At 34.2% G+C, this 15,496-nt stretch carries 8 protein-coding genes; 2 read left to right on the plus strand and 6 right to left on the minus strand.

The annotated features are described in order from the left end of the window. Window position 1: 1 nt before the first annotated feature. Entirely contained in the window at window positions 2-559 is a 558-nt protein-coding gene (pth, locus tag T537_RS0103680; RefSeq protein ID WP_027436932.1) for an aminoacyl-tRNA hydrolase, read from the minus strand. A 211-nt stretch (window positions 560-770) separates the two neighbouring features. On the opposite strand from pth, the gene T537_RS0103685 reads away from it, so the two are divergent. Together T537_RS0103685 and T537_RS0103690 are read left to right on the plus strand one after the other, a co-directional pair. Continuing rightward, window positions 771-1,457: an ABC transporter ATP-binding protein gene (locus T537_RS0103685; RefSeq protein ID WP_027436931.1), complete on the plus strand. Its 687-nt coding sequence runs from the start codon at window positions 771-773 to the stop codon at window positions 1,455-1,457. An 11-nt stretch (window positions 1,458-1,468) separates the two neighbouring features. After that, window positions 1,469-2,236 carry an ABC transporter permease gene (locus T537_RS0103690; protein ID WP_031556366.1) on the plus strand — a complete coding sequence of 256 codons (768 nt, stop codon included), beginning with the start codon at window positions 1,469-1,471 and terminating at the stop codon, window positions 2,234-2,236. 79 nt (window positions 2,237-2,315) lie between these two features. Here T537_RS0103690 and T537_RS0103695 read toward each other — a convergent pair whose 3' ends face one another. The 5 genes from T537_RS0103695 to T537_RS0103715 form a co-directional block, all read right to left on the minus strand. Further along, the gene (locus T537_RS0103695) at window positions 2,316-6,854 is read right to left on the minus strand and encodes a pectinesterase family protein (protein WP_031556369.1); all 4,539 of its coding nucleotides are present in this window, start codon (window positions 6,852-6,854) and stop codon (window positions 2,316-2,318) included. 279 nt (window positions 6,855-7,133) lie between these two features. After that, the gene (locus T537_RS0103700) at window positions 7,134-11,678 is read right to left on the minus strand and encodes a right-handed parallel beta-helix repeat-containing protein (protein ID WP_031556371.1); all 4,545 of its coding nucleotides are present in this window, start codon (window positions 11,676-11,678) and stop codon (window positions 7,134-7,136) included. A gap of 711 nt (window positions 11,679-12,389) precedes the next feature. Continuing rightward, window positions 12,390-12,662 carry a septation regulator SpoVG gene (spoVG, locus tag T537_RS0103705; protein ID WP_027430975.1) on the minus strand — a complete coding sequence of 91 codons (273 nt, stop codon included), beginning with the start codon at window positions 12,660-12,662 and terminating at the stop codon, window positions 12,390-12,392. Between the two features lie 249 nt (window positions 12,663-12,911). Beyond that, window positions 12,912-14,027: a glucose-1-phosphate adenylyltransferase subunit GlgD gene (gene glgD, locus T537_RS0103710; protein WP_027436928.1), complete on the minus strand. Its 1,116-nt coding sequence runs from the start codon at window positions 14,025-14,027 to the stop codon at window positions 12,912-12,914. Next, the gene (locus tag T537_RS0103715) at window positions 14,027-15,298 is read right to left on the minus strand and encodes a glucose-1-phosphate adenylyltransferase (protein WP_027436927.1); all 1,272 of its coding nucleotides are present in this window, start codon (window positions 15,296-15,298) and stop codon (window positions 14,027-14,029) included. Before T537_RS0103715 ends, glgD begins: the two co-directional genes overlap by 1 nt. Between the last annotated feature and the right edge of the window lie 198 nt (window positions 15,299-15,496).

Genomic DNA, 15,496 nt, shown 5'->3' on the forward strand with positions numbered 1-15,496 from the left:
TTTAATTAAACTTGTTCATGGCAAACTCTACTGATTCATCAAGCATTGTTTCCACTGCCTCACAAGCTCTAGTTCTTGCTTGCTTTAAAGTGGCTTCATCTTCCTGTTTAAATCTGCCTAATACCCAATCTGCAAGATCCCATCCTGATGGCTTATTACCTACACCAAACTTAACTCTCTTAAATCCATCTGTACCTAAATGGGCAATTATACTTTTAATTCCGTTGTGTCCGCCAGCACTTCCCTTTGGACGAATTCTTAACTTGCCCACATCTAAACTTATATCATCAAAAACAACTATAAAGTCATCAATATCAGCCTTATAATAATCCATTACTGCTCTTATACATTCACCTGAATTATTCATATATGTAAGTGGCTTTACAAGTATTACCTTATTTCCATTAATTACACCCTTACCAATCATTCCGTTAAATTTTGATGTATCTAAACTAATATTGTGCTTATCTGCTAATTCATCTATTACCATAAAGCCTGCGTTATGTCTTGTATTTACATAATCCTTTCCTGGATTTCCTAATCCTGCAATTATATACATAATTTTACCTCACTTTTTTACATGACTAAATACACACAAAAAATACATTTCACGCACTTTTCCTGTGTAAACTAATCTTATCACCAAATTACTTGGTCAACAAGATTGTTAACGTGCTAAATAATCTACTATATTTTGACTAAATATTATGATATAATCTTTTTAAATTTGATTGTATATAAAAAATTTAACACAATCTAAAGGAGGAATTATGTTACAACTACAAAATGTAAATAAGCGATACTCTCATACTGTCGCAGCTGACAACCTTAATCTAAGTCTTGAACCCGGTAATGTCTATGCACTACTTGGTCCTAACGGTAGTGGTAAATCTACTTTTATGAAATTAATCGCAGGACTTGTTAAAGCTGATTCAGGTTCTATTTATTATAAAGGGAATCCACTTTCATCAAGCGATAAAGCTGATATTGCATATATGCCTACTGAAAGTTTCTTTTACTCATATATGACAGCTAGAGATATTAGCAAATACTTTTGTGATTTTTTCCCAGATTTTAATCCTGATAAATTTGCTAAAATGCTAAGTGATATGGACTTACCTGATAACTTAAAGGCATATAAGATGTCTACAGGTATGCTTGCTAAATTAAAAATTGCAGTTTCTCTTTCAAGAAGCTCTGGTGTAATGATGCTTGATGAACCTCTAAACGGTATTGATATCATTGCTCGTGAACGTATGGTAGCAACAATTGCAGCAAATTCAGGAGCTGGTCGTATTATGCTTGTTTCTTCTCACTTAGTTGATGAACTTGAGCAGGTTTCAACTCATGCTATCTTCATTAAGCATGGTCAAATTATAAACGCAGGACCAATCGCTAGTCTTAGAGAACAAACTGGTCTTAGTCTTGTAGATCAATACAAGAGAATTTACGCTTAAGGAGGATTATCATGTTAAAACTTATTAAATACGAATTTAGAAAAAATATAACACCAGTACTTATATTCCTTGGTATTCTTGCTGTTTTTGAAATTTACTTTCTTGTAAGTTACAACAATAGAAACGATGAACATATTGCACTTGCTATCTTAGGACTTATACTTACAGCATCTATAGCATATTTTGTTGTACTTGCCCTTGGAATTAGTTCATATAGTAAGGAACTTAAAAACAAGACAATTTATCTTATTTTTATGACACCTAATTCAACTATTTCTATTATTCTTTCAAAATTAATACATGTTGCAATTACAGCTTTAATTGTTGCACTTATTTTTGTTGGCATTGGTGTTTGGGATATTCAATTATACGCTAATATGCTTACTGAGTCATCTTTTAGCGCCTTTGATGTATTAGATATTGTATTACAGTCATATAACATGAGCCTTTCAAGCTTAATAGCTTCTCTTATCGGTTTGACTATTTGTTCATTAATTGTATTCCTAACATATGTTGTAATGGGATACTTAAGCATAACTTTATCAGCTACTCTTCTTTCAAATAGCAAGGGAAAGGGCTTCTTATCTGTAGTATTTTATGTTGTATTATTTGTAATCAACATTTTTGTAATTGATGCTCTTCCAAAAATCGGAGAATATCCTGAAACAATAGCTGATTACGTATATCAGCGTTTACCTCAAACAATTTTTGAACTTATTTTTATGGTTATTATGGTTTGGGCAACTGCTTACCTTCTTGATAAAAAGATAAGCTTATAATTAAACATTATTTTAAAGGGGCATGTAGTAAATACTTACTACATGCCCTCTTATTATCTAATAAATTAATTATTTATTATTATTCTTCTTCTTTCTTTCTAGAAGTTACTGTCATTGCTGCTAATGAAATTGTTGCTGCCATTGCACAAGCTCCAAGTACGAATCCCTTGTTATCTCCTGTGCTTGTTGTGTCAGCTGCAACTTCCTGTGTAGTTTTTTCTGCGCTTTCAACTGCCTTAGCTTCATTTGAAACCTTAGCTGTATCAGCTGCAACTTCACCTTCATCTGCTGCCTTTGCCTCTTCCTTTGCCTCTTCCTTTGGTTCTTCCTTTGGCTCTTCCTTTGCCTCTTCATTAGTATTAGGCTTTGTAGCTATCTCTTCCTCTGCAACAACTACATTAAATGTTGCCTTTCCATCACTAGAAAGAATTACTATTTCATGTTTACCACCTGCAAGTGTCTTAGTATAATCACCAGTTAATTCAACTACTGTTGAACCTTCATAAGCATTATAATTAGCCTTATCAAGCTCTACTCCATCTACGTAAACACCTTCAAACTTACTAAAGTCTGCTGCTGATCTTAGTTTTATTACATCACCAGCCTTAACTGTAGCGCCATCACCTTCTAGGCTTTCATAAACAATGTCTTCTACTGCCTTTCCTGTTAGTTTACCTGCTGCCATTAATTCATTAATCCATTCACTACCAACAAAGTTTTCCATTGTTATTTCTGTGCCATCACTTAACTTGTTGTCTGTAAGTAATACGCTCCAGTCTACTCTCTTGTCTGTATTTACTGCATTTCCATTAGGGTCTACTGAATTATATTCATAACTTAATTTTGACTTACCTCCAAGTGATGAGTTCCAACCTTCATCTGCAATGAGAAGTCTTTCTTCTCCATCATAGAAATTAGTTGTATCAATCTTAGTATTATAGAATACTACTTCAGCTGTATTAGCTTGCCATGGTCTACCAAAGTAACCTTGCTTTGATTCCTTAGCTGATGCTGTATCAACACCTGGCTTTGTAGATGTTACTCTACACTCATACATTAAGTATCCTCTGCCCTGTGTCTGCTGTGCAGCTGTAATATAGAATGTATCATTAGCATCTTCACTTGTATTAGCTACTAAATCACACTGATTAAACACAGCTTCCATACCACCAAAGATGTAATCTGTTCCACCATAGATTGAACACTTATCAAATACTACTGTTGAATTAACTCCACCATATAAAGTATCCTGTCTACTTACAAACTTACAGTTACCAAAATATGAATGTGCTACATTACTTCCAATTGAAAGTGCTGCAGCTCTTTCAACATATGCCTTATTTTGAACTGCTGTTGATCCAGCCTCGTAGTCATTTCTTGCACCCTTATTCTCGCCCTTAGCGCCACTTAAAGCAACTATTGTATCCTTTGTTGCAAGTTCTGACTGATACTGGTTAAATGAGTTTTCAAAAATAATACCTTCAGCGCTAAATCCATTAGCATATACAACTACTGTTGCATTCCAGTAACTACCATTTGTTGTACCAGAACCTGGGTTTTCAAATGAATAGTAACCATTGTATGTATTTACATCTAATAAATCTGCATTAAACTTACAATCCTTGCCCATGCTGTAATATGCATAGCCATGACCATAGTATGATGTGATTCTTACTGCGTTATCATCTGCTGTAACACCGCTATCTTTAAGGTCAATACTTGCATTTTCCTTAGCTGCATTAGCAAGAGTTACATTATCCATATCAATAACTAGCATTTCTTCATATGTACCTGGATCAATTTCAATTGTTACATTCTGCTCGCTAGTTCTTGACATTGTTCTTACTGCAGAAAGTGCATCATTAATTGTCTGATATTCTTTGTCCTTACCTACTGTAAGTGTATCCTTATACTCTGTAGGTGTAACTACCTTAATATCTGTAAAATATGTCTGTCCACCGTTTGATGTAATATCTAATACACCATCTTCACTTGCTACTACGCTCTGTGTTTCAATTAAAGAAGTGCTTCCTGATTTTGCAGCTATATTTAAATCACCTGCTACAAAATATGAGCTATAGCAGTATGAAAGTGTTACTATATCGCCCTTCTTTACTGGAACCTTAATGCTACCTGCTAGTTTATTTCCCTGTGCATCTGTAGATTCGTTAAGAAGTAAATATGTCTTATTCTCAAGAGCATTTACTGTTTCAAGACCATAGTAATAATCCTTATCATTTACTTTTTCTATGCCATTTCCACTATATGCCTTATTATAAAGTCCAAAATTCCAATCCTTAACTTCATAGAATTTTACTTCTACTTTGTTACCTGTCTTGTTATCTGTATTATCATATGAACCAAGCTTTAAATCATATGTTGGAGCCTGTTCATATGGAAGGTTTCCAAGACCTGAAACCTTAATACTATACTGTCCTTCTCTTAAAGAAATCTTATCTGTATAGTTAAATGTGTATGTGTAGCTTGAGCCATCTTCGTAAGTTTCATTAATATTTGTTAATGTAAATACTGCATTCTTAGCATCTTCACTTGATACGCCTGAAAGTGTAATTTCTGCATCGTATGTTGCTTTCTTACTGAATGTTATATTTTTTGTAGCATCTCCATTTGTTGAGATTTCTGTTGTTACTAATGTATAGTCATTAGCATCTGATGCTACTACACTATATGTAACTCCTGCTTCAACCTTTAATGTAAATGATAAATCATTATTTACAACTAATTCAGGTACATAAATCTTATCTGCAACAAATGATAACTTAAGTTTTGCAGCCGCATCTGCACTAATTCCTTCTAAGTTACCTGTAATTGTTACAAGCTCTACTGGGTTAACTACTACATTAAATGTCTTATCAACCTCTCCTCTAGCTACTGATATAGTATTTTCTGATGCTACTACATATCCATTAGCATCTACAAGGGTTACATCGTAGTCGTAGTTTTCATATAAATATGTCTCATATGTTCCATCTGCTGCAACTGCAACTACTGTCTTTCCATGTGTCTGTCTATTAGTAAAGCAAAGGCTATATCCTGATGGAGCTTTTGTGCCAAGTCCATTAGGATCAGCATATGTGCTTTCACCAGTTACCTTTACAGGTACAATATGCTCTCTTGTAGCTCGTGTAATTACTAACTTTTCGTTAGTACAATATAACTTATACTTACCAGATTCTGGAGCGTAGAATGTTGCTTCTTCTACCTGATTTTTTCCTGAATAATTAAATTCCTGAATTTCACCACTTGGTGAAACAAAGTAATAAAGTGCTGCATTAGAATTAGATCCTAACATTAGCTTTAATACATCATTTTCAACTAAGTTAAAATTCATATAAACTGAATCTGTAGAAGAATTGTTAGAATAAACCATACCTGTGTATTTATTACCGTTGGCATCTGTCTTCTCCTTAGAATCATATCTAGATACAGCTTCGTTTGTTGTTCTTACTCTATTATTAGTCTTGCCACCTGCACAAAAATAAATAAATTCTTTGCCTTCTGCGTCATTAATTGTAAAATCGCCAATATTTACACCTGTTGTTCCAGCCTCAACGCCTGAACCATAGAATGAATTGTATAAATCAACTGTTAATAAGTTATTGTAAATATTGCTATCTAGCATTTCGGCACCAAAATCAACCACATCGATTTTGCCATTACCTGCCTGTGTAGGAGCACTTGATCTAGCCTGTGTCAATGATATCTCCCTTATATATGTACTTGAAGTTACATTTAAATCAATTGACTCTGTTTCCATGTCTGTTGTTCCATTAATTGTATAAGTAACCCAGCCATTTGATCCTTCTACAGAAAGTGCGTTTCCATCAACTTCAAATGAACCTCCACCATATGCTAACACATCTAATGTGTAATTAGAATATGCATCTACAGGAATTGTTATCTTAGTTCTTGCATTAGCCTGTGCATCAGAAGCTCTAGCTGCTAACTTACCATTTGTAGCATCAATTGTTAAGCCTTCAAATGTACCTGTACCATTATTAGCTCCCTGAAGTGCTAATGAATATGCACTAGTATAATTAGTGTTAGACTGATCAAAATTCCATGTTGTTGTTGTAGGAACATATGGATTAGGTGTTACTGTAATTTCGTGAATCCAAGTTCCACCTTCAGCCACACTAAATGTAACCTCTCCTGCTTCACCTGTATATTCATATGTAAGTAAATCACCTTCGTTAGCTAAACGTGCATTCTGTCCCTGTTCTCCATTCATGTAAAGTACTGGCTCTCCGCTATAATAAATACATGTCTGGACATTAATTGTACAAGGTCCTGCTACCTTTACAGTAATTTCTGCGCCCTTTCCCATAGTTAAACCATGTGCGCCATTATTAGCTGTATTTTTTACAAATGTTACTAAACCTAGACTTGTTCCTGGAGTATGTTTGTAATCGCTTCCATCTAATCCAGCAAAAGTCATTACATATGTCTCTCCCTTTACAGCTTTCGTTTCTGTAAGTCCATTAGTTAGCTCTGCTGCTTTTACTTCAACTAAGCTTCCTGTAAATGGAATTGAAGCGACAAATAAAATTAGTGCTAATACACTTGTAAGCACTCTTTTTAAATCCCTTAACTTCATATAGTACCTCCCTTTACCTATTTTGCTTTTTGATATAAAAATGAATTTGCGGTTTCATTTTTATAATCTAAGGCTTTTCTTGCCACTACCCCTGTTGTCTTTTTTTAAGCCTTATTTATAAAAAAGACCCCTTATCATATAATAAAGGGTCTTTTCTTTCAGTTTAGTAAAACGCGCCTACTTTATGTTTTACTTTTACTCGAACCTTATGCATTTAAGTGCGCTTCGCGCTAGCATGAGGCTACATTACAATTACTTTGTAATTGCAACATTTATCTACTATGCATTTTTCTTTTTTCTTGTAAATAACACTGCAACACCTGCAACTAACATCATTGCAGCATATACAACTAACATCATATTGTCACCTGTCTTAGCATTGTCCTTTGCTTGTTCGAAAGTGCTTGTTGATGTATTTGTTGCTGTGTTTGCATTGGCTACATTAGCTACATCTGCAGCTACTTCTTCTTTATTATCTGCACTTGCTACTGTAATTGTTGCCTTTGCTTCTCCATCAGTAGAAACTATTACAACTTCATGTGTACCATCTGCTAAAGTTGATGAATACTCTGGTGTAAATGTTACTACTGTTGAACCTTCTGTTACTGTGTAGTTAGCTGGATCTACTTCGTTACCATCAACTAAAACCTTAACAAACTTATTAAAGTCTGCTGCTGATCTTACTACAAATGAATTTCCCTTAACTACTGTCTGTCCATCTCCGTTAAGAACCTCGTAAACTATACCCTTATCTTCCTCTTTATTGTCCTTTGTAAGACCTGTTGTTACATCACCTGTAACCTCAATTGTCTTTGAAGCAGTTAATGTGCTTGCATTTAATGTAGCACCTGTATTAGCTGCTGCCTTATCAGTTAATACTAATAAACCATTCATGTTAATAGTACCATCAGCATTACGTGTCACTGGTAATTCCTTATATACATGTGTTTGATAGTTCATCTTAGTATCTACTGATTCAAACCAATCTGCACTAACTTCCTTAGATGCATCCTTTGATTCACCATCTGTTGTTAACCAGAAGTAGTTAGTTGCCTGATAAACCTTTGATGTATCCTGTGTTCCCTTTAACTTGAAGTTTTCACCATTATCTGTATTTTCTGTTCTAAATGATAAAATACCAGTTGCACTAAAGTCTGTATTTGCAGCTGTATTAGTATAAAGAGCTACGTTATTAGCTTCATTGTTAAATGATGTTGAATCACTTATCTGAATATCTGGGCAAGAGTTAGAGTCAATACCCTTTGACTTATTATCAAATGCTACGCAGTTAATAAGTTTGTGATAACCTGTCATTGAGTCACCACCCATCTTAAATCCGTTACCATTACCAGCATTTGTTCCATCTGAAAGGTAACCATTTGCGTATGCTACTGAGTTTTTAATTGTTACAACACCAATTGCACCTGACTGAACCTTAGCAAATAAATCCCAACCATCATCGGCATTGTTATGTGCGATACAACCGTCAAATACGTTTCCATCTCCACATGTTAACTTAGCTGCAAAACCATCTGCATCTTCATAACCATGATCTGCATTATCATATGATGTACAATTTAAAATATAGTTATATGATGGCCATGTTGACTTATCTGCATCTGCTGCTGAAAGTCTTGAAATCTGAAGACCTGTATTACCGTTTTTATAGCATTCTACATTATCAACTGTATTGTGGCTACCACTTAAATGAATACCATCCTTACCATCTGCTGACTTTGTAACATCAATACCCTTGATATACCAGTAGTCACCTGCAATTTCCATAGCATGTCCACTTGCATTCTCACCACTAATTACTGGTCTTGTTGTTGCATTTTCATCAGCTACTAATGTGATTTCCTTCTCACTTGTTCCATTAGTTCCTCTAGGAATTGTTAATGTATGGTTATAACTATATGTACCTTCTTTAACAACTATTGTCTGACCTGGCTGAGCAAACTTAATTGCTGTCTGTAAATCAGCTGGATCTTCGTTAGTACCTACGCCATTAGCATTAGGTGCTACATAAATAATATCTCCTGTATAAGCCTGATACTTAACTGTCTGGCTAAGAGTCTTTTCGTCATAAGAACTCATTACCTTAAACTCACCTGGCTTATAACCATCTGTTGGATCATACTTAACCTGGAATGTGTTATCTCCTAAGTTAAGAACTGTATTAACTACAACCTGCTTACCATCCTTAACATCTACATTTGCAATTTCTACACCGTTCTGGTAAACAACTGCCTTACCATCAGCGTTAGCATTAAACTTTAATTCGTAATTTGCTGCATTTGATGAATCTGCTGAATCAATTGTTGCTACTGTTTCAATTGTTTCAACAGGCTGCTCTTCTGCTGGTGCATCACTTGCCTTGTCAATTACATTAAGTGTTACATCTGAGAATGTTGCCTGAGCAAATCTTGATACGAAGAATCCTACATAAACTGAATCTGAATCAATCTGTGAAAGAGCTTCTGTATCATAGTACTTCTTTGTTACTGAATATGAACCATCTACTGATTCGTAAGTTACAAAATAACCTGTGTTATTCTTCTGAATTGTTAAATACATTTCTGTAATATTCTGTTCAGAAGTTACACTATTAACATTATTTCCGATTACATTACCTGAGCTAGCATATCTTTGCTCTAATGGATATGAACTTGTCTTAAAATTAGCAATAATAACAGCTGTATTGTTTGCTTCAAATTCACTTAAATTTTCCTTTGTTAAGCCTGTCTTTTCCTGTGAAGCAATACCAATTTTTTGTGTTACCTTTGTTGCTGTTGTATCTGTTGTTACTTTCCCTTCTGCATCTGCATAGTATTCTGACTTAGATACAACTGCCATATATGAATTGTTCCATCCAGAACCACCAAGCTGATCTGCTGCCATAAGGCCGAAACCTTCCTGTCCATTTGAAAGATACCACTGATCAACATTTACCTTAGCTCTTAATGTAAAGTTCTTATCTGTAGGTACTGATGTGTAATAGAATGAAAGTCCATCAAATGATGCAGGAACTAACTTACCGTTGTTACCTGAACCTGTAAGCTTTCCATTTGTTAACTTACCAGCTGTTAACTGTACCTTACCATCTTTATTAATATCTCCAACCTTTGTAAAGTTGCTTTCGTTAGCACCATTACCATAAGTAATTGTACCCCAAACTGTCTGAGCTTCCTTAGTTGCCTCTAGCTCATCGCTTACTGTACCATTTGTTGTTGTGGCTGGTAAACGTCTTACTGCCTGCACCTTAAATTTATAAGTAGTGCCAACTGTTAAACCAGTTACTGTATATTCTGTATCAGTAATTGCATCTGCAGCAACAACATAATTTTCCCCATCTGTGCTATAAGAAACGATATAAGAATCAGCTTCCTTAACTTCTGTCCAGTCAATTAAAACTGTTCCATTACCTGTACTTGTTACTGAATTAATTGTTACATTTTCAAGTGGTAAAACAAAATCAACTTCTTTGCTTTCACTAGTCTTATCTACTTCACCTTCACGATAAATGCTAACTGTTGCAGTATATGTTCCTGATGAACTAACTGTAAATGTCTTTGAACCTGTATTACCTTCCTTTAAATACTTACTTGTCTGAGATTCTCCAGTAGTATCTGTAAGTGTAACAACAGCTCCATCTGCTCCATTTGTTCCGATTAAAGCATCGAAATCAACTGTTACTGTACCATCTCCATTATCTACTACATTTGTTACTGTAGGATTAGCAACTTCTGACCAATCTGCTCTTACTACTTCTGCTGCCTCACCTGAAGTTTCAGTAACTTCGATCTTAAAAATGTAATTATTGTTTTCTAAACCACCTAATGCATATGTTCCTGCTTCACTTAATGTTAGTGTTGAAACACATGCTGCATTCTTAGCTAATGTCTCTGATGTCTGTGCTGCAACTTTTCCACTTGATAGGTTGTAGATTGCCATGCTTCTATTATCATCTCCGCCTTCTGCCCACCAAATCTTTACTGTTGCACTTGCACTTGTTTTAAAGCTTACATAATTCTTTCCTGCTTCTATATCTGCTTTTCCACCAAAGTTTAATCTCTGTCCTGATGTATATTCATCATCAAATGTCTTTGAACTTGAATCAATCTTTGTCTTTGAACTTGCAACTATTGTGAAATAGTCATCATATGCAATTTCTTGTCCATCTGTATAAGTACCTGCAGCTGTTGCTTTAAGTGTTGATGTTTCAAATGTATTAACTGTTGATGTAACAGTTGGTGTTTCAGTAACCTCAATCTTAAAAATGTAATTGTTGTTTTCTAAACCACCTAATGCATATGTTCCTGCTTCACTTAATGTAAGTGTTGAAACACATGCTGCATTCTTAGCTAATGTCTCTGATGTCTGTGATGCAACTTCTCCATTTGATAGGTTGTAAATTGCCATGCTTCTATTGTCTTCTCCGCCTTCTGCCCACCAAATCTTTACTGTTGCACTTGCACTTGTTTTAAAGCTTACATAGTTCTTTGCTGCTTCTATATCTGCCTTTCCACCAAAGTTTAATCTCTGTCCTGATGTATATTCATCGTCAAATGTCTTTGAACTTGAATCAATCTTTGTCTTTGAACTTGCAACTATTGTGAAATAGTCATCATATGTAATTTCTTGTCCATCTGTATAAGTACCTGCAGCTGTTGCTGTAAGTGTTGATGTTTCAAATACATGAGTATTTGAACTATCCTCAGTGGCTCTTACACTCACAACTGAAAAATCAGTTGGCATAAGACCAACAACCATGAGAATTGCCATTGCGATTGACATAATTCTCGCTCTCATCTTAGTCTTCATAGACCATTCCTCCCATAAAATATATAATCACTAAACTCCTGTTTATCAGCAATTCATTACGTCCCACGATTACTTCTCCTGCTGATACTTGTCATTATAGCTAAAATATGATTTTTACGTCAACACAAAGCATTGTGTAATTTTCACTAAAATCTTCGCCTTTATATTGTTTATTTTGACATTTGTTCCAAAGCATAGTACTAGAGTACTAGTTTTATAGTACTTAAATATGAATTTTCCATTATTTTTTTGTTACTAAATTGTAAACAAAAAATGCCATTTTTAGTACCCTAGTACTAGCTTTATAATACTTTAGTATCTATTTATTTGCTTGGAAACTTGTTGGTGGGTTTTATTTTCCTTTTAAAAATTATGCCGTTTATACATATCTAACAATGATATTTTATTTTTCTTGTTTATCTTATGCAAATTATACATACAAATTTTTTCATTAGTTTCCTGTTATTTTATTTTATAGTCCTTTTTGACCATGTTTTATCTTAATAATTTTCCTATTTTTATAGTCCTTTTGCTCTATTTATTTCTAAAAAATTGGGTTTTTAACTGAAAAAGGCTTTCCCAAAACAGGGAAAGCCTTTTATTCTTGAATGTTTGTGTCTTACAGCGCAAGTTGCTGTCACACACTATTAAGTTTTTACATTATACGTAATGTGTGCCATTGCGGTTTAGCTACATTAGAATAATTACTAATTACTCTTCAGCTGGTGTGTCGTCAGCTTTTTCATAAGCTTCGAGCACTAACTTCTGAAGGTTGTCTCTTGTGGCTGTATTGATTGGATGAGCAATATCTCTATATTCGCCATCTGTAGACTTTCTACTTGGCATAGCAATAAATAAGCCCTTTTCGCCTTCAATAACCTTAATATCATGTACAACAAACTCATCGTCAATTGTTACTGATACTACAGCCTTCATTTTGCCTTCTTTAGTAATCTTACGTACTCTTACGTCTGTAATATTCATAAGCACCCCTTCTGCCGCAACTTTTTGTCGGCCTATCATATTAATATCCCTTCGTTACCTTTTCAAGGAACTTCTTATATATTGTTTATAACCTAATCTCTACTGCAATTAACTCCTCCCAAAATTAATTACAGATCAACTTGCTAGACCAGATTGTTAAACCACTAATAAGGTTTCTTGATTTATTTACTAATCCGCGGGGTGCCTCTTTACGTTAGTCTAATCTTTCCACGAATTTTAGTAACCACATTAATAATATAATGGACTATCCTCTATAACTATCTGAGGACCGTTCTCACCAACATACTTTGCGTTGGCCTTAATAGTACTGTTACTTTCTACGATACAATTTTCAATATAGGCATTATCACCAATATATGCATTATTTAAGATAATAGAATTCTTTATTACTGCATTATTTCCTACATATATCTTCTTAAATAAGACAGAATTCTCTACTGTACCATTAACAATTGATCCACTAGATACTAAGCTGTTCTTTACATTAGCACCAAAATTATACTTTGCTGGTGGTAAATCCTCAACCTTTGAGTAAACATCTGGATACTGTTTAAAGAAATAATCTCTAACATCCTTCTTTAAGAAATCCATATTTGTCTTATAATATGCATTTACTGTTGAAATGTTGCTCCAATATGTATCTAGTTTATATCCATATATTTTCTTTATGTTCTTATATCTAACTAGGATATCTCTTACAAATTCATGTCTGTCTTCTTCTGCTGCCTTTTCAAGCAATTCAATTAAAAGACGTCTTCTAATTACATAAATACCTGTCGAAACAGTTGATAGATTTGTCTCTAATGGCTTTTCTTCAATTTCAGTGATTCGTCCTTCATCTGTCATTGCAACAACGCCATAACGACTAATTTCGCTTCTATCTTCAAGCTTCTTTACTACCATTGTAATATCAGCTTTTTTCTCGATATGGTATTCAAGTATCTTATTATAATCCATTTTGTAAACTCCGTCACCTGACGCAATTACAACATATGGTTCATGGCTTGATTTAAGGAAATGTATATTCTGATAAATTGAATCAGCTGTTCCTCTATACCAATTACTGCTTTCTGCAGTTATTGTTGGTGTGAATACAAATAATCCACCCTGTTTTCTACCAAAATCCCACCACTTTGATGAACTCAAATGTGAATTAAGAGATCTTGCGTTGTACTGTGTAATAACAGCAACTTTTTGTATACGAGAATTAGACATATTGCTTAATGCAAAATCAATACCTCTATAACTACCGGCAATAGGCATTGCAGCAATCGCTCTTTTATTAGTTAATTCTCTCATCATTCTGTTGTTTCCGCCGGCTAAAATAATTCCTATCGCCTTCATTACTCTTCACCTGCCTTAACTAAATATCCACCACTTGCTAATTGATTATCTGTGTAATCAGAAGCAGTTGTTACACCTGAAATTGCACTGTTTTTACCAACCTTAATATTATCTGGTATTACTGTGCATTCTCCTATAGTTACCAGGCCAGAGTTATAAATCTTTGGAAGCTTGATGTTCTCAGCTTCTTCCCCAACTCCAAGTTCTACGTTGTCTCCAATGACTACGTCTTCTGCAATAATTGACTTGTTGATAATTGTATTCTTACCAATTTTAGTGTTGTTCATAATAATTGAATCATGTACTTCTGCACCTTCTTCTATTATTACACCACTACCAATTACAGAATTAAATATTTTACCATATACTTCTGTACCATCGCCTATGATACTCTTCTCAATATAAGCATCTGATGCAATATACTGAGGTGGAATAGAATCATTACTTGTGTAAATCTTCCAAAATTCCTCGTATAGGTTAAATATAGGAATTATATCAATAAGTTCCATATTAGCTTCCCAATATGAGCTTAAAGTTCCTACATCCTTCCAGTAGCCATTATATTCATACGCAAATATTCTCTTATTGCTATTAAAGCAATATGGAATAATGTGTTTACCAAAGTCACACTCTTGTTGATCTTTCAACTTAATAAGTGCATCCTTTAATACCTTCCAGCTAAAAATATAAATACCCATTGATGCTAAATTGCTCTTTGGATTAGCTGGCTTTTCTTCAAATTCTGTTATCTTGTTATCACCGTCTGTTACAACGATACCGAATCTAGAAGCTTCCTCAATAGGAACCGGCATAGCTGCAATTGTGACATCAGCATTATTTGCTTTATGATAATCAAGCATAATTTTATAATCCATCTTGTAAATATGGTCACCTGAAAGGATTAACACATATTCTGGATTAAATTGTTCCATATAATCTAAGTTCTGATAAATGGCATTGGCTGTACCTGTATACCATTCACTATTAGTACTCTTTTCATATGGTGGTAAAACCGTAACACCTCCAACGTTACGATCCAAATCCCAAGGAATACCTATTCCTATATGGGTATTTAATCTTAGTGGTTGATACTGTGTCAACACACCTACTGTATCAATTCCCGAATTAATACAGTTACTTAGTGGAAAATCAATAATTCTATACTTTCCACCAAATGCTACTGCCGGCTTTGCGACCTTAGAAGTCAAAACACCCAGACGACTTCCCTGGCCACCAGCAAGTAACATAGCTATCATCTCTTTCTTAATCATGCTATCACCTCTGATGTAAATATTTCTACGGTTCTAGATAATAAAAGTATAGCACAATATAATATTTAAGTAAAAACTTTTTCTCTATTATTTTCAGATAAATTTATTTTTTTTCGTAACATTTGTCTATATTTGCACAAATAAATTGTAATTTGATATAAATAAGTATAATATAGAAAGAACTTGTCACTTTTTTGA

Origin of the sequence: Lachnospira multipara LB2003, from assembly GCF_000702205.1 — a bacterium.
Classification (GTDB): Bacteria; Bacillota; Clostridia; order Lachnospirales; family Lachnospiraceae; genus Lachnospira; species Lachnospira multipara_A.